Origin of the sequence: Shewanella alkalitolerans (assembly GCF_019457575.1) — a bacterium.
Taxonomy (GTDB): domain Bacteria; phylum Pseudomonadota; class Gammaproteobacteria; order Enterobacterales; family Shewanellaceae; genus Shewanella; species Shewanella loihica.
The window spans coordinates 2,022,675-2,047,371 of the sequence record NZ_CP080422.1; the positions used below are offsets into that span (position 1 = coordinate 2,022,675).

The following is a 24,697-nucleotide window of genomic DNA, read 5'->3' on the forward strand; positions in this document are numbered from 1 at the left end:
AGAGTATATACTTCAAACGGGCGATTTCGATTCATCAAAGGCTTAGCTTTCGATGATACAAGTTTAATTGCCTGTTTATGCTTGCTTTTTCAACGGGCGTTTTTCATCTGGTACGACTTGTTAGAATAGATTTAAATCGTGTGTTTGAATTTACGTAAGCCCTTTAGCTTAAGTGCACAAATCTCAAGGTAATTTTCTGTTTTTTCGCCTTGCTCATCACCCCCAAATGCTGTAACAATGGTGTTACCTGTACGCTAACAAGATGTTGGCCACCATTCCTATAACAAAGAATCCAGCAGGTTACGGAGAAGAGCTAAAATGAAAAACGTTAAAAATGGCTTTAACAAGTCAGCGCTAGCTTTGGGGATCGTCGCAGCGTTGAGTATTGGAGCGACTACGGGCGTGCAAGCCGTGTCGTTCGATTGGGGAGAAGTTCAAGGTTCGTTCGATTCAACATTCAGTGCCGGTGCAAGTTGGCGTGTTGAGGAGCGAGACTGGGATAATCAGATCGGTAAGGTGAATCACCCGCGCTTTGACTGGTCAAACTATACCGCATTCGGTAACACCAAATATACTTCGGCCGAGATTTGGGCTCAGCCGGGTTCCTACTCGAGTAATGGTGACTTGAGTAACATGCTCTACTCTCAGGGTGACGTAACCTCTATGGTGTTCAAGGGATTGCATGAACTGTCACTCAAATATAAGAATTTCGGTCTGTTTGCCCGTGGCATGTATTTCTACGACCAGAAGGCCAATAACGGCAGCTATGGTTATAGCGATCCGATAACCGGCAAAGAGTATGACCCTTGCGCCGACTCCGAAGCTTCTAAGGTACAGTGTAAAGATGTGCGCCTGTTAGATGCCTTCATCTATGGCGATTTCGATCTTAATGATGGTGCCAACCCACTTAGCGTTCGTATCGGTAACCAGGTGGTCTCTTGGGGTGAAAGCACCCTGATCCCGCACGGTATTGGTGTCATCAACCCGGTGGATCTTAACATTCTCAATGCGCCGGGCGCCGAGCTTAAAGAAGCCTTCAGACCTCAGGGGATGATCTGGGCGTCACTGGGTGTGACGGAATCGCTCTCGGTTGAAGCCTTCTATCAATATGATTGGGAACCAGTTTGGGTGCCGACTCCGGGCTCTTACTTCTCAACCAATGATTTCGCCGGCTATGGCGGCTATTCGCAAAATGCGCAGCTGGGCTTCAACGCTAACCCAGATATCAATCTCGACTTCTTGATCGGCGAGTATCAGAAGCTGGCGGCCATGGTGGCATCGGGTCAATATGATGCGGCGACACTGGGTTCATTGGCACTGGCTTATCCGACTAAGGTGACCCTGATGCAAGATCAGGCGAGCGCCAGCGACTCGGGCCAATACGGTATCAAGCTAGGTTACTATGCGCCAGAGCTAGGGGAAACCGAGTTTGGTTTCTACTATATGAACTATCATAGCCGTCGCCCGCTGATCAGCGGCACCGCGGCTAACTTTACCCAGGAAGCGATTGGTAAAGATTTAGCGACTCTGGCAGCCCTAGGGGCAACTGGTGGTACGGTCGATCGTCAGACACTGCTGGGTCTAGAGACCTTCTCTAAGGCACAGATCGAATACCCAGAAGATATCAAGCTCTATGGCTTTAGCTTCAATACCCTGATTGGCGACACTTCTGTGGCCGGTGAGATAGCTCACCGTCAAGATGAGCCGCTACAGATAGATGACGTGGAACTCCTGTTTGCCGCCATGCCACAGCAGCTGGCCAATGCGGGATTGCGTCCAGAATTTGATGGCATCTCTCAGGTGAAAGGCATTGGCTCTGGTGAAGCGGCCGAGGGTTATATCCGCCGTGATACGACTCAGGCACAGGTGACCTTTACCCATCTATTTGGTCCAACCCTGGGTACCGATAACCTAGTCATGCTGGCCGAGGTTGGTGGTGTGTGGATCCACGATATGCCAAGTTTCGATGAGCTGCGTCTCAATGGACCAGGTACTGCGCGCTCTGGCGGCAACCCAAATATGCCTGGCATCATAGAGGCTGTTCACAATGGTCCTGAGACTAACCCTTTCCCAACAGATTTTGCCTGGGGTTATCGTCTGGTGGCCAAGGCCGAATACAACAACCTGTTTGCCGGGGTCAACATGGCGCCGCGCATCATCTTCTCACATGATGTTGACGGGATCACACCCGATCCTATGTTCCTGTTCACCGAAGGTAAGAAGTCCGTCGCTATCGGCGTGAACTTCGATTATCAGAGTCGTTGGGGTGCAGATTTCTCCTACAACTCCTTCTTCGGTGGTGTCGGCACCACGAATCTGATGTCAGATCGTGATTACGTGTCGTTTAACATCAAGTATTCAATCTAATTCACAAGGACAATAAGAATGAAAAAACTAACACTATTGTCGGCAGCTGTGATCGTCGCATTGACCGCGCCAACAGCCTTTGCAAAAGTATCAGAGGCCGAGGCGGCCAAGCTTGGCACCGAACTCACGCCGCTCGGCGGTGAAAAGGCGGGTAACGCAGATGGCTCTATCCCTGCCTGGGATGGTGGCATCACCAAACCTGTTGCGGGTTACGAAAAGGGGATGCATCATCCAGATCCTTTCCCTGGCGATAAGATTGAATTTACCATCACTAATGCCAACAAGGCGCAGTACAAGGATAATCTGACCGAAGGCCTGCTCAAGCTGTTCGATCTCTATCCTGATACCTTCAAGATGAATGTCTATCAGACACGCCGCACCGCCTCTGTGCCGCAGTTTGTCTACGATGCCACTAAGGCCAATGCTTCGCGCGCCGAGTTAGTGGCTGATGGTAACGGTATCTCTGGCGCCTCAATCGGCGTGCCTTTCCCCATCCCACAAAATGGTCTCGAGGCTATCTGGAACCACGTGCTGCGTTTTCGTGGCGTAGATGTGGAAACCGCCCGTAGCCAGGCGGCGCCTACAGCATCTGGTAGCTACACCTTGGTGGAAACTGCCGAAGAGATCCGCTTCGAGTACTCTCGTCCCGAGATGACTCTGGATAAACTAAAAGAGTCGAACACCCTGTTCTACTTTAAGCAGGTGGTGACACAGCCGGCACGTCTGGCGGGTACCGCACTGTTGGTGAAGGAGACCATGGATCAAGAGGCGCTACCGCGTCAGGCCTGGACCTATAACACAGGGCAGCGCCGCGTGCGCAAGGCGCCAAACGTCGCCTTCGATACTCCGGGTACTGTGTCTGATGGTCTGCGCACCACAGACGATTTCGATATGTTCAACGGCTCGCCAGTGCGTTACAACTGGGAACTGCTAGGCAAGAAAGAGATCTACATTCCTTACAACGACTACAAGCTGCACTCAGATAAGCTCAAGTATGAGCAGATCCTAAAACCTGGCCATATCAACCCAGATTATGTGCGTTGGGAGAAACACCGCGTGTGGGTGGTCAAGGCTCAACTGAAGGAAGGGATGCGTCATATCTACAAGACTCGCGTCTTCTATCTAGATGAGGATTCTTGGCAAGTGTCTATGGCGGATATGTACGACAACCGCGATGAGCTTTATCGCGTCGCCGTGGCACACGCCATCAACTACTACGAAGTGCCGACTCACTGGACCACACTCGAAGTGATCCACGATCTACAATCTCGTCGTTACCTGGCTATGGGTCTGGACAACGAGGGTCGTATGTATAACTTCGATGCCAAGTTGAGCGAAGCGAACTTTACCCCAGCGGCATTGAGACGCGCTGGTATTCGTTAAGCGCTTATACCTAGGCACTTATATTTGACTAGGTACTTGTGTATTAAGGACTCGTTCTTTAAAGAGTTAGCGTAGAGGGGCCTGTTGGCCCCTCATTTCACGAAAGGAAGTTTGTATGTGGTTTAGCATGCTTCGGCTTGTCGCTTTATCTTCACTCTGTTTTGTCACTCTCGGCGGGGCCCAAGCGGCAACCGAGGTGACAGGCTCCGATATTCAGCCGCTGGCGACGCACTCCCTGGTATTGGATATCGCCAAGCAGGGCGAGACCATGATTGCCGTAGGCGATCGCGGTCATCTATTCCGTTTTACCGATAGCTGGCAGCAGGTGAGTTCACCGAGCCGTGCCTTGCTGACCAAGGCGACCCTATTAACGCCAGAGCTTGGCTGGGCAGTGGGCCATGACGCCACCATCTTGCATACCCAAGACGGCGGTAACAGCTGGGTAGAGCAGATGCGCTCTCCCGAAATTGAAAAGCCGTTTTTGGATGTGCTCTTCTTCGATGCCGAGCATGGTATCGCCATTGGCGCCTATGGTCTCTTCTACCGCACCCAGGATGGCGGTAAGCAGTGGCAGCAAGAGTTTCACACTGAGCTTTTGTATGAAGAAGATCAGGCGTATCTGGATGAGTTAAAGGCTGAAGATGAAAGCCTTTACTTGAAAGAGCGCAGCACCTTACTGCCTCACTTTAATCGCGTGGTGCGCCTGGCCGATGACCGCCTCTTGATGGTGGGCGAACTCGGTTTAGCGGCCCAGTCACAAGACAAGGGCCTCACCTGGCAGCGTATCGACTTTCCCTACGAGGGCTCGCTGTTTAACATCTTAGTGGCTAAACAGGGGATCTATGTGCTCGGCCTTCGCGGTCACCTGTTTAAGAGTGAAGGGGATCTCGAGCAGTGGCAAGAGATTGAGCTGACCACAAAATCTACCCTCAATGGCGGACTAGTGCTGAGTGACGACAAGGTCAGGCTGGTCGGCAACGGCGGCGTGGTGATCGACGTGGCCAGCGATGATAGCGTGACTGTGGTAACGCAGCGTCAGGGGGAAAACCTGGTGGCTATCGGTCAGGATAAGACGGGTACACTGTGGATTGCCGGTACCAAAGGCTTAGTTGCATTACAACAAAAATAATAAGGCCCAGGCATGTTAGATAAATTAGTTAATGGATTAGAATCCTTCCTGTTTCGGCAACGGGCCTATGTGATATTCGCCTTCTTGCTGGCAACTCTGTTTCTCGGCTTCCAAGCCAGCCATCTGAAGATGGATGCGGCGTTCGTTAAGAACATTCCGCTTAACCATAGCTATATGCAGACCTATCTGAAGCATCAGAAGCAGTTTGGCGGCGCCAATAGCATCATGGTGGCGGTGGAAGACAGCAGTGGCAACATCTTCAACCCCAACTTCTTCGATACCCTAAAACAGGTACACGATCAGCTGTTCTTCATCCCAGGCGTCGATCGCGCCCAGGTGAAGTCGCTCTATTCGCCCTCGACCCGCTTTACCGAGGTGGTGGAAGATGGTTTTGCCGGCGGCCCGGTGATCCCGGCGGATTTCTCGACTACCCCTGCCGGGCTTGAGGTGGTGCGTAGCAACATAGAGAAGGCGGGCATCGTCGGGCGTCTGATCGCCGAGGATTACTCGGCGGCCATGGTGACCGCGCAGCTGATGGACTTCGACCCTCAGACTGGCGAGCCGCTTGATACCCTGGCGTTTGCCAGTCAGCTCGAGAAGGAGCTGCGCGGCCAGTATGAAAACGACAAGATAAAGATCCATATTATTGGCTTTGCCAAGATGGCCGGCGATGTGGCCGAGGGGGCCAAGGGCGTGGTGCTCTTCTTCGCCATTGCTATCTTGGTAACTGCCGTGATGGTGTATCTCTTCTCCCATTCGGTCAAGCTGACCCTGCTGCCTTTGGTGTGTAGCCTGGTAGCTGTGGTTTGGCAGCTCGGTCTGCTTACTGTGGTGGGCTTTGGCCTGGACCCTATGTCGATTCTGATCCCCTTCCTGGTATTTGCCATCGGGGTGAGTCACGGGGTGCAGATGATCAATGCCGTCAGGCGCCGTGTGGGTGAGGGGGAAACCACTAAGGCCGCCGCCGCGCTGGCATTTCGTAGCCTGCTGATCCCTGGTGGGGTAGCGCTGCTCTCCGATACCGTGGGCTTCATGACACTGCTGGCCATCGATATCGGTATCATTCGTGAGCTGGCCATCTCGGCCTCTTTGGGTGTGGCAGTGATCATCCTGACCAACCTGGTGCTACTGCCACTGCTGATCTCCTTTACCGAGGTCAAGGCGCTGCCGACAAAGTCTAACGGTAAGGTGGATGCGCTCTGGCGTAAGCTCTCTAATTTCGCGACCCCTAAGTATGCGGTTATCGTGTTGCTGGCCACCGTAGCCCTCTATGGCGTCGGCCTGCAGCAGGCGAGTAAGATGAAGATCGGCGATCTGCAGGGCGGCGCGCCTGCGCTGCATTTTGACAGCCGCTACAACCAGGACACCTTCTATATTACCGATCACTTCTCCATCACCACAGACGTGATGACGGTGATCGTCGAGGCGTTTCCCGAGGCTTGTACCTATCATGATGTGCTGACCCAGATAGATGAGTTTGAGTGGTTGGTGGCTAATACTCCGGGGGTTGAGTCGACCGCGAGTCTTGCCTCTATTGCTAAGCGGGTCAACGCGGGTTTCAACGAGGGTAACCCTAAGTGGCAGGTGCTGCCTCGCACCACGGCGAGTCTGGTCCAGGCGGTAGGGCAGATTCCGACCACTTCGGGCCTACTGGATGGCAACTGCTCTGTGATGCCTGTGTATCTGTTCCTTAAAGATCATAAGGCGGAGACTATCGAGCAGGTGATCGACAAGGTCAAGACACTGTCGGCCAAGATGGACAGCGACAAGCTCAAGTTTAAGCTGGCTTCAGGCCCGGTTGGTGTGATGGCGGCGACCAACGAGGCGGTGGCCGAGGCGCAACTGCCTATGATGCTCTATGTTTATGGCGCTGTGTTTGTGCTCTGTTTAATCAGCTTCAGATCGATTCGCGCGACCGTGGCGGTGATCCTGCCACTCTATGTGGTATCGACCCTGGCGCAGGCGCTAATGACGCAGCTCGATATCGGTCTGGCGGTGAGTACCCTGCCGGTGATCGCCCTAGGTGTGGGGATAGGTGTGGACTATGGTATCTACATCTTGTCGACCATGGCGGTCAAACTCAGAGATGGCATGCCGGTGCAAACAGCTTATCATCAGGCCCTTATCGAACGGGGCAGCGCGGTGATCTTCACCGGCCTGACACTGGCGATTGGCGTGAGCACCTGGTTCTTCTCGGCACTTAAGTTCCAAATGGACATGGGGATCCTGTTAACTTTCATGTTTTTAGTGAATATGTTGGGTGCAATAATTATTTTGCCTGCGATAGGCGCAGTTTTCTGGCGTAAGCCGCGATAGTGAACTGAAAGAGAGAGCATTAGCTCTCTCTTTTTTTGCATAGTTACGCTCACTTTACGATTGTTTTTTCATCATGCACATCAATAGGGCCGCAAAACCCCGGGGGATGAGGATCTACCACTAAAATAGTTCTCGAAAATTGGCACATTTAGTAATAAACTTCGCGCTATGACTTAGGTCACATAATTAGATTTGGCCTGTCATATGCTCAAGCATCCATAAAATTACAAAAACGCTGCCATAGACCCTAAAGGAAACAGCAACATGGCCTTGAAAGATGCAATGCCTTCAGTACTACTCGAGAACGTAGTCAGCCTAATTCATTCGAAAGTTCCCAATACACAAGCCAAGCAAGTTGAACAGTTCGCAACTTGTATTTATGCCCACATGTCGAAAGATGACTTGCAACACCGCAATGACAGTGATCTTTACGGCGCCGTCCTCAGCCTTTGGAATGCCGCGAACAAGACGCCTGTTGGCGAGACCCATATTCGCGTGTTTAACCCGAGTCAATCTAAGCATGGTTGGAAATCATCCCACTCAATTATCGAGGTGATTCAACCGGATATGCCTTTCCTTGTTGACTCTGTAGGCATGGCGCTTAACCGCATGGGCATCACTACCCATATGATGCTGCACACGCCATTGACCGTGAAGCGTGACCAAGGCGTGATCACAGGTGTTAGCTATAACGACGACAAGGACGAGAGCAACGACAAGGTTGCCGTATTCCTGATCGAAGTCGACAGACTGAGCAGCGATGCCGATATCAAGAGCCTAGAAAAAGAGATTCAATCTGTATTGGGTGACGTGGCTGCTTCGGTCAACGACTGGCAGGCGATGTCGAACAAGCTGAGCGAGACCATCGCCGAGCTGCCTAGCCGTCCGTTCCCGGGTGAGAAGCGTGAGCTAGATGAGGCCATCAACTTCCTGACCTATCTGAACAACCATCATTTCACCCTGCTGGGTTACCGCCGTTACGACCTGCACAAGGTCGAGGGCGATCTTGAGCTGCTGCCGGCTAACGAGACCAGCCTGGGTCTGATGAACGTACCGGGTAAGCCTAAGAGTTCTAAGGGACTCATGCTTTCCAGTCTGTCAGATACCGCACGTAAAGAAGCACTCGACAGCAGTCTGCTTATCCTGACCAAGAGCACTGAGAAGAGCCGTGTTCACCGCCCAGCCTATGTCGACTATATCGGCATCAAACGTTTCGACGAGCAGGGTAATGTTATTGGTGAAGACAGATTCATCGGCCTGTACGCCTCAAACCTGTACAACCGTAGCCCACGTGAGATCCCGCTACTGGCAGAGAAGATCCAGCGCGTACTGGACGACTCTGGCCTGACGCCGCATTCTCACGACTACAAGGCTTTGATGCATATTCTGGAAACCTTGCCGCGTGACGAGATCGTTCAGGCACGGGAATCTGAACTGGCCAGCATGGCTCATGGCGTACTCGAGATGCAAGATCGCGACAAACTCAAGTTGTTTGTGCGCAAGGATGGCTTTGGTCGTTTCCTCTCTTGCCTGGTATACGTCTCTAAAGACAGATACAACACTAAGCTGCGTGAAGATACTCAACGTATTCTGGCGCAACACTTCAACACTAAAGAAGATGTTGAATTTACAACTTATTTCTCTGAGTCTACGCTCGCGCGTACTCACTATATAGTCAAAGTCGATAATAATATTACGGATGTAGATGTGGCTGCCATCGAAAACAATCTAATTGAAGCTGCGCGTTCATGGGAAGACAAGTTAAACACAGCGCTGATCACTGCCCAAGGCGAAGAGTCTGGCAACCGTTTGGTCAAACGTTATGTGAATGCGTTCCCACGCAGCTACAAAGAAGATGTGTTGCCTAGCTCTGCCGTTGTGGATATCGAGCACTTAGAAGCGCTGGATGACGATCACAAGCTTGGCATGCTCTTCTATCAGCCACAGGAAACTGCGCTTAAAGACAACAAGGTGCGCCTGAAACTCTTCCATAAAGATGAGCCAATCCATCTGTCTGATGTATTGCCTATGCTGGAAAACTTCGGCCTGCGCGTGATCAACGAACGTCCATATGAAGTGATGACCGCCGACGGTTCGACCTTCTGGATCCTTGACTTCTTGATGACGGTACAAGGCGCTGCGGTTGATAACCTGGCCGACAGCCAAGATAGATTCCAGACAGCCCTGTCTCAGGTATGGCGTAAAGAGCTTGAAGATGACGGCTTTAACCGTCTGGTATTGGCGACGGGTCTGTCTGGCCGCGAAGTGTCAGTGCTACGTGCCTATGCTAAGTATATGCGTCAGATCGATGCCACCTTCAGTCAGGCCTACATCGAAGAGACCTTTAGCAGCTACCCACAGATCGCCGATCTGCTGGTGAAGATGTTTATCCGTAAGTTCAACCCTAAGCTAAAGACCCGTACTCTGGCTAAGTTTGTTGAACAGATCGATATGCGTCTGGAAGATGTGTCTAGCCTGGATGACGACCGTATCATTCGTCGTTACCTGGATCTGATCAACGCCACGCTGCGTACCAACTTCTATCAGGTGCTGCCAGACGGTAGCAACAAGCCATACGTGTCATTCAAGTTCTCTCCTGAGGAGATCCCTGAGATGCCACGTCCGCTGCCTAAGTTTGAGATCTTCGTCTACTCGCCAAGGGTAGAGGGTGTTCACCTGCGTGGTGGCAAGGTTGCCCGCGGTGGTCTGCGCTGGTCTGACCGTCGTGAAGACTTCCGTACCGAGGTACTGGGTCTGGTAAAAGCTCAGCAGGTGAAGAACACAGTTATCGTACCTGTGGGCGCCAAGGGTGGTTTCGTCTGTAAGCAACTGCCGACCGAAGGTGGCCGCGATGCCTTCTTCACCGAAGGCCAAGAGTGTTACCGCCTGTTTATCCGCGGTCTGCTGGATATCTCTGACAACATCGTCGAAGGCGAAATCGTGCCTCCAGCAAACGTGGTTCGTCACGATGAGGACGATCCATATCTGGTTGTGGCGGCCGACAAAGGTACCGCGACCTTCTCTGATATCGCTAACGCTATCTCTGAAGAGTATGGCTTCTGGCTAGGTGATGCCTTCGCATCCGGTGGTAGTAACGGTTACGACCATAAGAAGATGGGTATCACGGCGCGCGGCGCGTGGGAATCGGTTAAGCGTCACTTCCGCGAAATCGGCGTTGACTGTCAGACCACAGATTTCACCTGTTTGGCGATCGGTGATATGGCCGGTGACGTATTCGGTAACGGTATGCTGCTTTCTGAGCACACACGTCTGGTGACGGCATTTAACCATATGCATATCTTCATCGACCCGAATCCGGATGCGGCTAGCAGCTATAAAGAGCGTGCGCGTCTGTTCGAGATGCCGCGTTCAAGCTGGGAAGATTACAATAAAGATTTGATCTCTAAGGGCGGTGGAATATTCCTGCGCTCGGCCAAGTCGATCACCCTGACGCCAGAAATGAAGAAGATGCTGGATACCAAGAAAGCATCTATGACACCAAACGAGCTGCTTAAAGAGCTGCTGAAGATGAAGGTGGATCTGATCTGGAACGGTGGTATCGGTACCTACATCAAGGCGACCAGCGAGACGCACGCCGAGGTGGGTGACCGCGCCAACGACGCACTGCGCGTCAACGGTAACGAGGTTCAGGCCCGTATCATAGGCGAGGGTGGTAACTTAGGTTGTACCCAGCTGGGTCGTATCGAATACGCCGCCAACGGTGGTCGCATGAACACCGACTTCGTGGATAACGTGGGTGGTGTGGATTGTTCGGATAACGAAGTGAACATCAAGATCTTGCTGAACGCCATGGTGGCCGAAGGTGAGATGACGGTGAAACAGCGTAACCGTCTGCTGGTTGAGATGACTGACGAAGTCAGCCGCATCGTACTGCAAGACTGTAAGGATCAGACCCGTACCATCTCTGTGACTCAGGTGCGTGGCGCCGAGCAGTTGAAAGAGCAGATCCGCTTCATCCATTATCTGGAGAAGGAAGACAAGCTAGACAGAGCACTCGAGTTCCTGCCGAGTGATGATGAGCTGGCTGAGCGTTTGGCGAACGGTAAGTCACTGACTCGCCCTGAGCTGTCGGTACTGGTGGCTTACGCCAAGATGGTATTGAAAGAGCAACTGCTCACGCCGGAAATTACCGACGATTCTTTCCTGAGTCAGCTGCTTATCGAATACTTCCCTCGTCAGCTACAGGAGAAGTACAGCGAGCGTATGGTTACCCATCCGCTGCGCGCCGAAATCATTGCCACCTCTTTGGCCAACGAGTTGGTTAACGACATGGGCTTGAATTTTGTTCAGCGTATGCAAGATGAGACAGGTGCCTCAGTCGCCGAAGCCGCTATCTGCTACACTATGGCTCGTGAAGTATTTGGTTTAGCTGAATTAACTAAATCGATCACGGCGCTAAACGGTGTGGTACCCGCTGTGGTTCAGGGTGAGATGCTGCATCAGTTGCGTCGTAATCTACGCCGCGCGTGTCGTTGGTTCTTACGTCATCGTAACCGTAACCAAAGCATCGAGCAGGTTGTGGCCTTCTTTAGCCCAGTGTTCCAGGAACTTCGTCAGAACGTTCATCAGTATTTGGTGGAAGATGAAGTTAACGGCATCCGCGCCGAGATTGCAGCGCTGGTGAAAGAAGGAGTACCAGAGCAGGTGGCGACCGATGTCGTCAACATGAGCACATTGTTCTCTGCACTGGATATCTCACAAATTGCCGAGTTGGAAGACAAGCCAGTGGCCTTGGTTGCCGAGACCTACTACAAGTTAGGTGCTCGTATCGACCTGCACTGGTTCCTCGAGCAGATCAGTGCCCAGCCTGTGGCTAACCACTGGCAGGCGCTGGCGAGAGCGGCATTTAGGGAAGAACTCGATTGGCAGCAACGTTCACTGAGTTCAGTAGTGTTACGTACCTGCCCATCAGTTTGCGACGCTGACGCCATTATCGATCAGTGGGTCGAATCCAATCAGGGCTTATTGGAGAGATGGTTCCACATGCTTGCAGACTTTAAGACCTCGCAGACCCATGAGTTTGCGAAGTTCTCAGTCGCCCTACGTGAGCTGAATCTGTTGATCCTTCATTGCGAAGGTCAATCGTAAAAAATAACAATTAGTCATGAGCCCTGGCAATCGCCGGGGCTTTTTTCGGTCTAGGAGAATGCATGTTTTACAAAATCGCACAGAAAGTGATGTTTCAGATGGATCCAGAGAAGGCCCATAACCTTGCTATAGGCAGTCTGAAGTCTACTGCGAATTCGCCATTAAACTGCTTTTATGCACAGAAGCTGCAAGCGGCCCCTGTCGAGTTTATGGGATTGACCTTTCCAAATCCTGTCGGCTTAGCTGCCGGTATGGACAAGGATGGTGAATGTATCGATGCGTTCCACGCCATGGGATTTGGCCATGTGGAGGTGGGCACGGTTACGCCACGTCCACAGCCTGGTAATGATCAGCCGCGCCTGTTTCGTTTAAAGCCGGCTAAGGCGATTATCAATCGCATGGGCTTTAACAATAAGGGTGTCGATAATCTGGTCGCTAACCTGAAGGCAGCCAAGTCTGGTGCCATGGTTGGGGTGAATATCGGTAAGAACAAGGATACGCCGGTAGAGCAGGGCAAAGAGGATTACCTCATCTGTATGGATAAGGTTTACCCCTATGCAGCCTATATTGCGGTCAATATCTCATCGCCAAACACACCAGGCCTGCGCAGTTTGCAGTATGGCGATCTGCTTGATGATCTATTGGGATCACTAAAAGCTAAGCAGAAAGATCTTGCCGAGCGTCATGGAAAGTATGTGCCGATCGCGCTGAAAATTGCGCCGGATCTTGAGCCAGACGAGATTGAGAAGATTGCCGAGTCGCTCATTCGTAACGAGTTCGATGGTGCTATCGCCACCAACACCACGCTGACCCGCGACGGTGTCAGCGGCTTGGTGAATTCTAATGAAGCCGGTGGCTTAAGCGGTAAGCCGTTGAATTCATTATCAACAAAAGTGATCAAGCAATTAGCTGATTGCCTGAAAGGTCAGGTGCCCATCATAGGGGTTGGTGGTATTAACAGTGCTGCCGATGCGCTCGATAAACTCGATGCGGGTGCAACCATGGTACAAATTTATTCTGGTTTTATTTATCGCGGACCAGAATTAATTAAAGAGATCGTCGATGCTTATCGCGTAAAAAGTAAATAAGATCTTATTTTAGATCTTAAAACGATCGCGCGATCTTATTTGGATCGCGTTTGATCGCGATAACGTGTTGTAATCTATATCATATTTATAATTTTTTTTTGATATTGGATGAAATATCATCTATTATCGAGCTGTATTAAAGTATATAGGTACACGTTATGTTATTAATGCCACAAAGGGATTGGCAATGGATATATAACGATTCGTATGGGGTTTTAAGCGTTTCGTTAGGTTCGGATATGGAATTTCTGACTCCCTATAAAACGAAAGCACTTATTCCTGATGCCCTGGCCACCACGGAATTTAATGTCGAGCACGCCAAATTCTATATAGAGTTTATTGAGCGTATTGGTAAGTCATTAAATATAGCCGACGCGGTGAGGGTACAGTTGGCGCTTAACGCCACGGCTGCACATTTTCTATTAAAACCTCAGATGCCTAAGTCTTGGTTTTTTGAGACATCTGCCGTCTGTGTTTACAGTGAACTAGGCAAGGTGTTCCAGTTGAAATGCCAAGGCGAGGTGGTGCAAGTACTAGTGGTCGAGTCTAACATTCAGGCATCCCTGGTTATGTTGTTATCGCCAGAATTGCATTTGAGCGACAGTAAGGCGATGCGTCAATTCGATTGCATTAAGGTGATGAACGATAGATTGCATCCGCTAAAGGCCAATCGTCAGATAGCCGCGGCTTAATAACGCTAAAAACGAGAATAGATTAATTGGATGGGGAGCGACTGCTCCCCATTTTCATGCCCGCTGCTTGATCTATTTATTTTATTGCGATGATCGAATCTAAATCATTTTTTCGATCCATAGTGTTTTCTCATCTCTTTTTCTTTATTTTTCTTCTTCATTTTCTCGTCTTTGATTAAGCCGCTATGTGCTCATCAAATAGGCACTATTGATTTTATTCATCTGCGCAACACAATGGAGAAAATGAATACTCGCTAACCAATAATGCTTTGCTGTCTATTTTGTGATCACATTTTTTTGGTTGGCGCATTGGGTAGAGGTCTAAAAGAGAGACATATTTAGGCTTGTGAATGTGAGGGGGTAATTACAATTGTAGCGACTTTATTGACTTGGATTTTGATAAATGTTTTTAAGCGTGGTGAAGTAGGTCAGAGGTCTTTGCAAATTACTGATTACTGATTACTGATAGCATTGAGAGTTGAATCTGACGGGTAGCCAAACTGCTTTTTTACATTTGATTAAGATAGGAAAGAGGGGAATTGATTACGTAAGAGATTGGTTGCGGGAGCCGGATTTGAACTGGGCTGCATACCGTCGACGACCTTCGAAGCTCATATCGCGAGTTGAACCAGGCGAGCTACGCTTGAATATATATAAAGGGGGCTAAATCTGAAATTGGTTGCGGGAGCCGGATTTGAACCGTGGACCTTCGCTGCTTGTATAGAGAGTTGAGCCCGACGAGCCGTTTTTCTCTTGGTTAGGGAGCTAATGATAATGGAGAGTTTTTACATAAGAAATTGGTTGCGGGAGCCGGATTTGAACCGACGACCTTCGGGTTATGAGCCCGACGAGCTACCAAGCTGCTCCATCCCGCGTCCGTAAGAAACGCTGTAGTTCTTTTGATTCTTGCTACGAAAGAAATTGGTTGCGGGAGCCGGATTTGAACCGACGACCTTCGGGTTATGAGCCCGACGAGCTACCAAACTGCTCCATCCCGCGTCCGTGAGATACGCTGTAGTTGTTTTGATTCTTGCTACGAAAGAAATTGGTTGCGGGAGCCGGATTTGAACCGACGACCTTCGGGTTATGAGCCCGACGAGCTACCAAGCTGCTCCATCCCGCGTCCGTAAGAAACGCTGTAGTTGTTTTGATTCTTGCTACGAAAGAAATTGGTTGCGGGAGCCGGATTTGAACCGACGACCTTCGGGTTATGAGCCCGACGAGCTACCAAGCTGCTCCATCCCGCGTCCGGATGTTTACTCTAACCCCTGTTGCGCCAACAGCTCAGTTGCTGTGTAGTACTCAGTGCGTCAAAGCGGGGCGAACTATATCGACATGGCGGAGCCAATGCAAGTAACGATTACGAATTTCGCGTCAAGCGTTTATTAATCCGTCAATGTGCTGCCTTATCGATCAAGCCAGGAAATTTTAAACCTTCATTTGGCAGAACTTTTTATCATTTAATCTGAGGACAAGGTATAATGACGGATTGATTTTTGAAGTGTGTCTATCTATCCATGTTGAATTTTTTTGCCGCAGCCCCAAGAGGCTATGAGTACGCCCTGTCGTTGGAACTGGCAGAGCTTGGCGCCGCCGAGATAAAGGAAAGCGTTGCCGGTGTCTATTTCTCTGCGCCCCTTAATCTGGCTTACCGTATAACCCTATGGTCGCGACTCGCCAGCCGTATCATTCTGGTGATCTACAAGGGGCCCTGTGAGAATCCCGAGCAGCTCTATAATGCGGCCTACTGCATCGACTGGCAGACCCATTTCTCCAATAAGAGCAGCTTCAGCATAGATTTTCATGGTGTGGGTGGCTTTATTAAGAACTCACAGTTTGGCGCGCTTAAGATAAAAGATGCGGTCGTCGACCGTTTTCGTGACGATGGCTGCCCACGTCCCGATGTGGCCCGTGTCGATGCCGACTTTAAGATAGATGCTCATTATCGCCGCGGCCAAATTACCTTAGGGATTAACTTCTCTGGGCCTGCACTGCATCAGCGCGGTTATCGCTCCACCACGGGGGAGGCGCCGCTGAAGGAAAATCTGGCGGCAAACATGTTGGTACGTAGTGGCTGGCAACAGGCACCGAAAGATCTACTCGACCCATTCTGCGGTAGCGGCACCATATTGATCGAGGCGGCCATGATGGCCTGCGATATCGCCCCAGCGTTGCAGCGTCGCCGTTTCGGTTTCGAGCATTGGCTACGCCATCAAGAGGCCGATTGGCAGGAGCTGCTCGCTGAGGCCAAGGCTCGCGCCTCTATCGGTACCAAGCGTTGTGAGATAAAGTTTTATGGCTCTGATATCGATTCGCGTCTGGTCGCTTTGGCAAAGCGTAACGCGCAAAACGCTGGCGTTGCTGAGCTTATCGAGTTTTCAGTATCTAACGCCCTCAATGTGACGCCGCCGGTGGAGCAGGGCTATCTGATCACCAACCCGCCTTATGGTGAGCGTCTGGGCAATGTCACTTCGCTGTTGCAGCTCTACTATCAGCTGGGTGATAAACTCAAGGCCGAATTTGGTGGCTGGCAGGTAGCTGTGCTCAACAGCGACATCGAACTCCTCTCGGCCCTTAAGCTGAAAGCCGATAAGCAGATGAAGATGTATAATGGCGCGCTCGAGTGTGCCTTTAACCTCTATACGCTGCATGCCAACAGCACCCGTCGCCTTGACCCTAGCCAGGTGCTGAGCCAGGGCGGTGAGGTGAGCGAGGTCGCCACGGCCTTTAGCAATCGTATCAAGAAGAATCATAAGCAGCTGAGCAAATGGGCTCAGCGCGAGGGGATAGACAGCTATCGCCTCTATGACGCCGATATTCCCGAGTACAATGTAGCGGTAGATATCTATCTGGATCATGTGGTGATCCAGGAGTATTCGGCGCCTAAGTCGATTCCCGAGGCGGTGACTAAGCGTCGTCTGACCGATGTCTTACTGGTGCTGCCGCAGGCCATCGGTGTCGACCCCGATAAGATTATTCTCAAGACTCGTGAGCGTCAGAAGGGCACCAACCAATACCAGAAACTGGATGCCACTAAGCTCGAGCTGGTTACCACAGAGTACGGCGCCAAGTTTAAGCTCAACTTGAAGGACTACCTGGATACAGGTCTCTTCTTAGATCACAGACTAACCCGTAAGCTAGTGGGTGAGAAGTCGAAAGGCAGAGACGTGCTTAACCTGTTTGCCTATACCGGCAGCGCCTCTGTGCACGCCGCCCTGGGGGGTGCCAAGTCGGTGACTACGGTCGATATGTCTAACACTTATCTCAACTGGGCGCAGGACAACTTCGAGTTGAATGGCCTTAAAGGCAAGCAGTATCAGTTTATTCAGGGCGATTGCCTGCAGTGGATAGATGATTGTGACCAACAGTATGATCTGATCTTCATCGATCCACCGACCTTTTCTAACTCCAAGCGCATGGAAGATTCTTTCGATGTGCAGCGCGACCACGTCAAGTTGTTGAGCGCGCTGGTGAAGCTGCTGCGTCCGGGCGGGGAGATACTGTTCTCCAACAACAAGCGCAAATTTAAGATGGATACCGAGGTGCTCAGCGCCCTTGGTTTGTCGATCACTAACCTGGATAAGCAGACGTTACCTCTGGATTACAAGCGTAATCCGCATATTCATAACACCTGGTTGATTCAGCATGCCTAAGACCAGCGGCTATATTCTTTTTCATACCGATGCCTGCCACCTGTGTGAGCAGGCCCAGGCGCTTATCACTGCGCTGAACATCGATTTTGTCTTGCAGGATATCTGCGATGACGAGCAACTGGCGCAGCGCTATGGCGTGCGTATCCCAGTGCTGCTGCGTAGGGCCGATGACGCCGAGTTAGGCTGGCCTTTCGACAGCGAGCAGTTGCAACAATTTACAGGAGCATAAATTGAGTCTGGTTCGTATTAATAACGGCTCATTGGCCTATGGCTACACCCCCTTATTGCAAAACGCCGACTTTACCATAGAGCCGGGCGAGCGCGTCTGTATCGTGGGCCGTAATGGCGCCGGTAAATCGAGCCTGATGAAGGTGATTGGCGGTGAGGTGTTACTCGACGATGGCGAGTTTAACATCGCCACAGATGTTAAAGTCAGCCGCCTGCAACAGGACCCACCCAAGGCTGAGCAGGGCACGGTTTACGCCTATATCTCGGCGGGTTTACAGGAGGTGGGTGAGAAGCTAGAGCGTTATCATCAGCTGTCTCACGATGTTGCCCACGTTGACGCCCAGGAGATGGAGCGCCTGCTTAAGCAGATGGAACGTCTTCAATCGGATCTCGATCATCTCAACGGCTGGCAGCTCGATACCCGCATCAATCAGACCTGTGAACTTCTAGGACTGGACGCCGATGCGAGCCTGGCTAGCCTGTCTGGTGGCTGGCAGCGCAAGGTGGCCCTGGCGCGTGCCCTGGTGAGCGAGCCTGATCTGCTGCTGCTCGACGAGCCGACCAACCACCTGGATATCGACACTATCGAATGGCTGGAAGAGTTTTTGCTTAACTATCGTGGCGCCATCGTCTTTATCAGTCACGACCGTGGCTTCATTCAGCGCATGGCGACCCGTATCGTGGATCTCGACCGCGGTGTGGTGACCTCCTGGCCCGGTGATTACCAGACCTACCTAGACGGCAAGGCAGAATGGCTAAGGGTTGAAGAGGAGAAGAACGCTCAGTTCGATAAGAAGCTGGCCGAAGAGGAAGCCTGGATCCGCCAAGGGATCAAGGCGCGCCGTACCCGCAACGAAGGCCGCGTGCGCGCGCTTAAAGCGCTGCGTATGGAGCGTATGGAACGTATCAATCGTCAGGGCGGCGCTAAGATGGCCGTGGCCGATACCGAGCGCTCGGGTAAGCTGGTATTTGATATCAAAGATCTCAACTACAACCTGCCAGATAAGAACCTGGTAAAGAATTTTACCACCGCTGTGATGCGCGGCGATCGTATCGCCCTTATTGGCCCTAACGGCTGTGGTAAGTCGACCCTGATCAAGCTGTTGATTGGTCAGCTTGCGCCTCAGTCTGGCGAGGTGAAGGTGGGCACTAAGTTAGAAGTGGCCTATTTTGACCAATACCGTGAGGCGCTTGATCCGGAAAAAACCGTTGAAGACAACGTAGGTGAAGGCAAGAAGACGGTCACTATCAATGGTCAGGACAGGCATATCTTAAGCTACCTGCAGGACTTTCTGTTTTCACCCATGCGCGCCCGTACGCCGGTGAAGGCACTGTCCGGTGGGGAGAAGAATCGATTATTGCTGGCGCGCCTGCTGTTAAGGCCGGCAAACCTGATCATTCTCGATGAACCGACAAACGATCTTGATATCGAGACCTTAGAGTTGCTAGAGTCGCTGTTAACCGATTATCAGGGCACCTTGTTATTGGTGAGTCACGATCGTGCCTTTATCGATAACACGGTTACCAGCTCCTGGTGGTTTACCGGTAACGGCGGCTGGAGCGAATATGTCGGCGGCTACCAGGATGCCGTGTCCCAGGGGGCAAAATTTTATTCTGAGGAACCAGTTGCCAAGGACGCTGTCCAACCCAAGGTTGCAGAACCGGTTAAGCGTGAAACCAAGGCGGCCAGTAAAGCAGAGAAGAAACTTTCTTATAAATTACAGAGAGAACTCGATGCCTTGCCTGCCAAGATGGAGCAACTCGAAGCTGAGATCGAAAGCTTGCAGGCAGTTATCAATGAGCCCGATTTTTATACTCAAGCACAAGATCTGGTCAGTAGCCGATTAAATGAATTGGCAGAGCTGGAACAGGAATTAGAAGTGTGTTTCGAACGTTGGGAAGAGCTAGAAGCCCTCAAATAGACGATAGAATAATAGGAAAAGTACATGAAGTTGAAGTTTGATAGAGCCATCTCTTTAGTCGCAGCAGGAGTGATCACCGCGCTGCAGACGGCTCACGCTGCACCTGTCTATGAGATCCAGAACATTCAAGACTATGATCTTAATGGTACCTTAGAGTCGACCATCAACGGCTACGGCATGTTTGTCAATCAGCAAGATAAGATGGTGGGGATCTCTAAGGGTAAGAAGAAGCTCGAGGTTGACGACGAGACAGGCAGTGCTATCGATATCGAAGAAGGTATCCCACCCGAGCAGCGGGTGTCTTATTCAATTAACTTGCCCATCATAGCTAACAACTTTACCTTTGATGCCGATGGCAATGGCGCCAGCGGCAGCTGGATCCCAACCTTCGATTCGGTTTTTGGCACCACACACCCGAAAGATACCGACGCGGATCAGCCTGAGACCATTAACTCGATCAATGCCTATTACTATGGCATTAACAATAATGGCGTCAAGATAGGAAGCTATACCGCTCCAGAGCAGAAAACCGAGTTTACCGGCGAGCGCAACGACAATAACCAAGATCAGGAATATTGGTATTACCGTGAATTTGAGGAGCGTGGCTTCCTCAAGACTGCAGAAGGGACAGATATTGCCTTGGTACCACCCTATACCGTTTACAGCAAAGACGATACCGATGTAGTTGTGGGCGGGGTCTCTGTGGCGGCGGCCATCAATGACAATAACTTGATCACCGGCTATGCGACCACAGATCTGGCTAAGTCGAGTGCATCTCGAATTGACAGTTGTATTGATGGCGAGACCTATCCCGTCGATGTCTGTGTGCAAAATGACCAGTATCCTGATAGCAACAGTGTGCGCCGCATTATTTATCAGACACGCGCTTTTGTGTGGCAGTTTGATGGCACGGATGTTACGCCGACAGAATTACCGCTGGGACTGGAGTCAACCTCTGATAACGTATTTACCGCACAAGGCCTTGGAGTTAATAGCCAAGGTACAGTAGCTGGCCGTTCACATGTCTATCGTAACGACAACAAGGATAAGTTGGCGTTCGATGCCGCCTATTGGAAGAAAGATGCTCAGGGTGATTACCAATATCACTGGGTGAAGATGACTAACGATCAGCTGTACTCTGTTGCCAATGATATCAACGACAATGGCATACTGATCGGTAGCTATCATAGATACATAGAAGGCTATCCACGCGATAAGTTCTTCTATCTGGACACCAACGCCGAAGATCCAACCTTCGTGACACCTAATGACTTCTATAATGTGATGTCTGATCGCAGTTCGCGTCCACGTGATATTAACAACAAAGATCAGGTTGTGGGCGATATTGAAGTGACGGCCGAAAAAGAATTGCCACGCATGAAGGGGGCCTTTCTCTATGACAAGGCGAGCGATGAGTTTAACGTTATCGACGATCTCCTGGTTTGTGAATCTAAGGGTTATGTTAAAGACGATGCCGGCAAGTGGACCCGCAACCAGGTAGAGGTGGTCGACGGTGATGGCAAGACCCTTTACTATGATAGCGAGATCCGCATCGTCGAGGCTAACAGCATTAACGATGATGGCACCATAGTAGGCACCGCCTTCATTCGTAAGCCTTCCTATCAATATGATGAGAAGGGGAATCTGGTGATTGGCGAGAATGGTAAGCCGTTATTTGCACTCAATGCCAATGGTCAGCCGGTAACCGCCTATCTGCCACGTATGGTGGTGCTAAAGCCGACCACATCGGGTACGGCCTGTGAAGTGGAAGAGACAGATAACTCGGGCAATGGTAAATATGAGCGTAAAGGCGCCGCCAGTTTTGCCTGGTTGTTGCTGCTGCCGCTGGTTTGGTTGAGACGTCGTGTTCAGGTCTAAGGGTTGTTAGAACTTATCGAACTAAAAATCGGGGCTTATGCCCCGATTTTTTATTAATAAGGAACTCATGCGTTTAAAAAATAACCCTATCGAAAGGCGAATTTTTGATTGATCTCGTGATGAAAAAGTTCTATTTCTATGGATGAGGCTTCGGCCTTTAGGATTTGAGAACAGAGGATGCTTGCATGAAAAGACAAAAAAGAGATCGTCTCGATAGAGCTTTTTCAAAGGGATTCCAGGCCGGGATAGGTGGCCGCTCGAAGGATAACTGTCCTTATTCTACTTTAGACTCTAAATCACACTGGCTCGGAGGGTGGCGCGAAGGCGTCGATGGCCGTCTCAGCGGCCTGTTCAACAAGTGATTTAGCTGTTTGCCCTCTGTTAAGAGGGCATTTTCGTAAATGAGCTATCGCAAATCGCTTAGAAGCTAGAGGTATCGGTAAAGATACCGACTTTTAAATCCGTCGCCGAATAGATCTCACGTCCATCGACTTCCATTACCGCATCGGCAATACCCATGACCAGCTTTCTGTAGACCTTACGCTTAATGGTCAGCTTGTAGGTAACCTTCTTCGCATCGGGTAGCACCTGGCCGGTAAACTTCACTTCACCAACGCCCAGTGCGCGGCCCTTACCTTCGGCGCCTTCCCAGCCGAGGAAGAAACCGACCAGCTGCCACATGGCGTCTAGGCCCAGACAACCAGGCATCACGGGATCTGTCTCGAAGTGACAGCCGAAGAACCAGAGTGATGGATCGATATCCAGCTCAGCAACAATTTCACCCTTACCAAACTCACCGCCGTCATCGTTGATCTTAGTGATGCGGTCTATCATCAACATGTTGTCGATAGGCAGACGAGGCGAGTTGGCGCCAAATAGGTTACCGTGCCCGCAGGCGACTAATTCTTCTTTACTGAAACTGTTTGCTTTATTCATTGTTAACTTCACTCTAGCAATTTGAGTCGCCAAGGTTAGCTAACACGTGTACGCCAAACAACTCCGATCAGCTAGAAAGTTTCAGTTTATGGAGCAAGTTGGCAAAAAAAGATCGCTCTTCATCGGGGTAACCCGCGAGTCCTTCTAATCGCGCCTGTACCATGCCATACAGGCTTTCCTCGGGGAATTGACCATTATCATCTCGGCTGCCGGCGGGTTTGTTCATCAAGATGGCTACCGCCTGATCCGTATGCTCGACCTGGTACAGGTGAAACTCTTTTGCCTTCACTGCGGCTATCACGGCTGGCGCCAGGTTGAGTTGCTGCACGTTAGATGCTGGGATGATCACTCCTTGAGTGCCCGTGAGTCCTCTACGTTGACACAGGTCGAAGAAGCCTTCGATCTTCTCGTTAACACCGCCAATGGCCTGTACCTGGCCAAACTGATCTATGGCGCCGGTGGCGGCGATACCTTGCTCTATTGGCTGCTCGGCAATGGCCGACATCAGGGCGCAGTACTCTGCCAGTGACGCGCTGTCGCCATCGATCTCCTGGTATGACTGTTCGAATACTATGTTGGCATTAAGATGCAGCGGCGCATCCTTACCGAAGATACGGTAGAGGCAAGAGGTGAGGATCATCAAGCCCTTGGCGTGTATGTTGCCGCCAAGTTCCGATTTACGTTCGATATCGGCCACCTCACCGTCGCCATAGTGCACGGCGGCAGTGATCCGCGCCGGCTCACCATAGGTGTATTCGGCGGCATCCAATACGGTCAGTCCGTTGATCTGACCTATCATGGCACCTTGGGTCGGCAGGTTGATGAAGTTGTCATCGAAGCTCTGGGCTGACAGGCTCTGAGAAGCGTTATGGCGCGTCTGATGGCGGGCGAGGGCTAGGGCGATGTTCTCGCCGTTAAGTTGCTTGCTCTTGCCGTAGAGGGCGGCCTGTACCATGAGCTGACTGATCCCCAGCGTCTCAAGGCTCAGGTGGCGCTGATGCTCTGCCAGGCGGGCACTGTAATTAAACAAAGGCGCCAGCGCCGACTGTTCCAGCGTGAGCTGGTTGGCTTCTGCCAGTTCGACTAGATAGTTGCCATAGTCGAGTTCGCTAAATTCATTGAGATCTATTTCATCCACTAACTCACCCAGTAGGGGAAAGGCCGCAGGAAAGTTACGCTCTTCCAGGTAACTGACGCTATATAAGGTGCTGCTGCCTACCAGGATGATCTTGCTGTGCAGGGGAATTGTCGGCCAGCCAGAGTGCAGCTGGTATTCACCGCGATGGGCAGCCTCCATTACCAGTTCCCACAGGGCTTCGCGTTTCCATAGCGATTCGGCGCAGATAAACAGGTAATCACAGTCGGCCATGGCGCCCGGATGATAGACATTAGGATTGTGGGCATCGAGATGACCTATGAGATCCCGGCGTTTAATGGCGCCGCTCAGATAGCGATAGGGTTTACTCGCGCTGCATAGGCACTCATCACCCGCCTCGGTCTGCCATGCCAGGCTGGCGTCTGGTGCCAGTCGGTTAAGATAGTGGGTCGGTCTGTGTCCCTGATAGTCGACCAGGGCTGAAATGAGGGCGAGCCTATCGATACCGCTCTGATCGGCCAGATACATATGCTGGCCGCAGGCCTTAGCTAATAGGTTGAAGGCATCAAGTGTGCGTTCCTGGCCAAGCAGTCGACTGTGTAAGTTAGGCTTAAGTTGGTCAACCTTAGGTAAGTTAAATTGGGGCGATAAAGCGGCAGCGTCGATGGAATGTGCGATCATTTCTGGGGTGAATTATTGAAACATGGGCTGATGTTAGCACAGTTTGGTGATGGCTCGACTTACTTTCGCGTTAGTTTTGACCTAGTTTCACGATAGTTTTGCGCGAGTTTCAATTTCGTATAGTCAAATGTGGCTGTTTATCTGTCCGCATTCTTGTGGGTGTAAGTGTGGGCGTATGTGTGGACCTATGTGCTGAAGAATATGTAGGCTTAGCTTGGA

The 24,697-nt window shown here is 51.1% G+C and carries 14 protein-coding genes and 4 tRNA genes; 12 read left to right on the forward strand and 6 right to left on the reverse strand.

The window, feature by feature from the left end:
* Positions 1–318: 318 nt before the first annotated feature.
* The 7 genes from K0J45_RS09110 (at position 319) to K0J45_RS09140 (ending at position 14,084) form a co-directional block, all read left to right on the forward strand.
* A complete protein-coding gene (locus K0J45_RS09110; protein ID WP_220045042.1) occupies positions 319–2,367 on the forward strand; it encodes a DUF1302 domain-containing protein in 2,049 nt (682 codons plus the stop codon).
* Between the two features lie 18 nt (positions 2,368–2,385).
* Entirely contained in the window at positions 2,386–3,750 is a 1,365-nt protein-coding gene (locus K0J45_RS09115) for a DUF1329 domain-containing protein (RefSeq protein WP_220045043.1), read from the forward strand.
* Between the two features lie 115 nt (positions 3,751–3,865).
* Positions 3,866–4,879, forward strand: a complete 1,014-nt coding sequence (locus K0J45_RS09120; protein WP_220045044.1) for a WD40/YVTN/BNR-like repeat-containing protein — start codon at positions 3,866–3,868, stop codon at positions 4,877–4,879.
* A gap of 12 nt (positions 4,880–4,891) precedes the next feature.
* On the forward strand, positions 4,892–7,195 hold the full coding sequence (locus K0J45_RS09125) for an efflux RND transporter permease subunit (protein WP_011865606.1): 2,304 nt from the start codon (positions 4,892–4,894) through the stop codon (positions 7,193–7,195).
* Between the two features lie 264 nt (positions 7,196–7,459).
* Positions 7,460–12,304, forward strand: a complete 4,845-nt coding sequence (locus tag K0J45_RS09130; RefSeq protein WP_220045045.1) for an NAD-glutamate dehydrogenase — start codon at positions 7,460–7,462, stop codon at positions 12,302–12,304.
* Between the two features lie 62 nt (positions 12,305–12,366).
* Positions 12,367–13,392 (forward strand): quinone-dependent dihydroorotate dehydrogenase, encoded by a 1,026-nt coding sequence (gene pyrD, locus K0J45_RS09135; protein WP_220045046.1) that lies wholly within the window; start codon positions 12,367–12,369, stop codon positions 13,390–13,392.
* Between the two features lie 158 nt (positions 13,393–13,550).
* On the forward strand, positions 13,551–14,084 hold the full coding sequence (locus K0J45_RS09140) for a cell division protein ZapC (RefSeq protein ID WP_011865609.1): 534 nt from the start codon (positions 13,551–13,553) through the stop codon (positions 14,082–14,084).
* Positions 14,085–14,882: 798 nt separating this feature from the next.
* Here the strand turns inward: K0J45_RS09140 and K0J45_RS09145 are convergent.
* From K0J45_RS09145 to K0J45_RS09160, 4 genes are all read right to left on the reverse strand, one after another.
* A tRNA-Met gene (locus K0J45_RS09145) sits at positions 14,883–14,959 on the reverse strand.
* A 47-nt stretch (positions 14,960–15,006) separates the two neighbouring features.
* A tRNA-Met gene (locus K0J45_RS09150) sits at positions 15,007–15,083 on the reverse strand.
* 47 nt (positions 15,084–15,130) lie between these two features.
* Positions 15,131–15,207, reverse strand: a tRNA-Met gene (locus tag K0J45_RS09155).
* Positions 15,208–15,254: 47 nt separating this feature from the next.
* Positions 15,255–15,331 (reverse strand) — tRNA-Met (locus tag K0J45_RS09160).
* Between the two features lie 270 nt (positions 15,332–15,601).
* On the opposite strand from K0J45_RS09160, the gene rlmKL reads away from it, so the two are divergent.
* The 5 genes from rlmKL (at position 15,602) to rmf (ending at position 22,127) form a co-directional block, all read left to right on the forward strand.
* On the forward strand, positions 15,602–17,737 hold the full coding sequence (gene rlmKL / locus K0J45_RS09165; protein ID WP_220045047.1) for a bifunctional 23S rRNA (guanine(2069)-N(7))-methyltransferase RlmK/23S rRNA (guanine(2445)-N(2))-methyltransferase RlmL: 2,136 nt from the start codon (positions 15,602–15,604) through the stop codon (positions 17,735–17,737).
* The gene (locus K0J45_RS09170) at positions 17,730–17,966 is read left to right on the forward strand and encodes a glutaredoxin family protein (protein ID WP_144199065.1); all 237 of its coding nucleotides are present in this window, start codon (positions 17,730–17,732) and stop codon (positions 17,964–17,966) included. Before rlmKL ends, K0J45_RS09170 begins: the two co-directional genes overlap by 8 nt.
* 1 nt (position 17,967) lies before the next feature.
* A complete protein-coding gene (locus tag K0J45_RS09175) occupies positions 17,968–19,887 on the forward strand; it encodes an ABC transporter ATP-binding protein (protein ID WP_220045048.1) in 1,920 nt (639 codons plus the stop codon).
* 24 nt (positions 19,888–19,911) lie between these two features.
* On the forward strand, positions 19,912–21,765 hold the full coding sequence (locus tag K0J45_RS09180; RefSeq protein ID WP_220045049.1) for a DUF3466 family protein: 1,854 nt from the start codon (positions 19,912–19,914) through the stop codon (positions 21,763–21,765).
* A gap of 185 nt (positions 21,766–21,950) precedes the next feature.
* Entirely contained in the window at positions 21,951–22,127 is a 177-nt protein-coding gene (gene rmf / locus K0J45_RS09185; RefSeq protein WP_011865614.1) for a ribosome modulation factor, read from the forward strand.
* A 58-nt stretch (positions 22,128–22,185) separates the two neighbouring features.
* Here the strand turns inward: rmf and fabA are convergent, their stop codons facing one another.
* Positions 22,186–22,701 (reverse strand): bifunctional 3-hydroxydecanoyl-ACP dehydratase/trans-2-decenoyl-ACP isomerase, encoded by a 516-nt coding sequence (fabA, locus tag K0J45_RS09190; protein WP_144199071.1) that lies wholly within the window; start codon positions 22,699–22,701, stop codon positions 22,186–22,188.
* Positions 22,702–22,768: 67 nt separating this feature from the next.
* Positions 22,769–24,478, reverse strand: coding sequence for a S16 family serine protease (locus K0J45_RS09195; protein ID WP_220045050.1), 1,710 nt, complete (start codon positions 24,476–24,478; stop codon positions 22,769–22,771).
* Between the last annotated feature and the right edge of the window lie 219 nt (positions 24,479–24,697).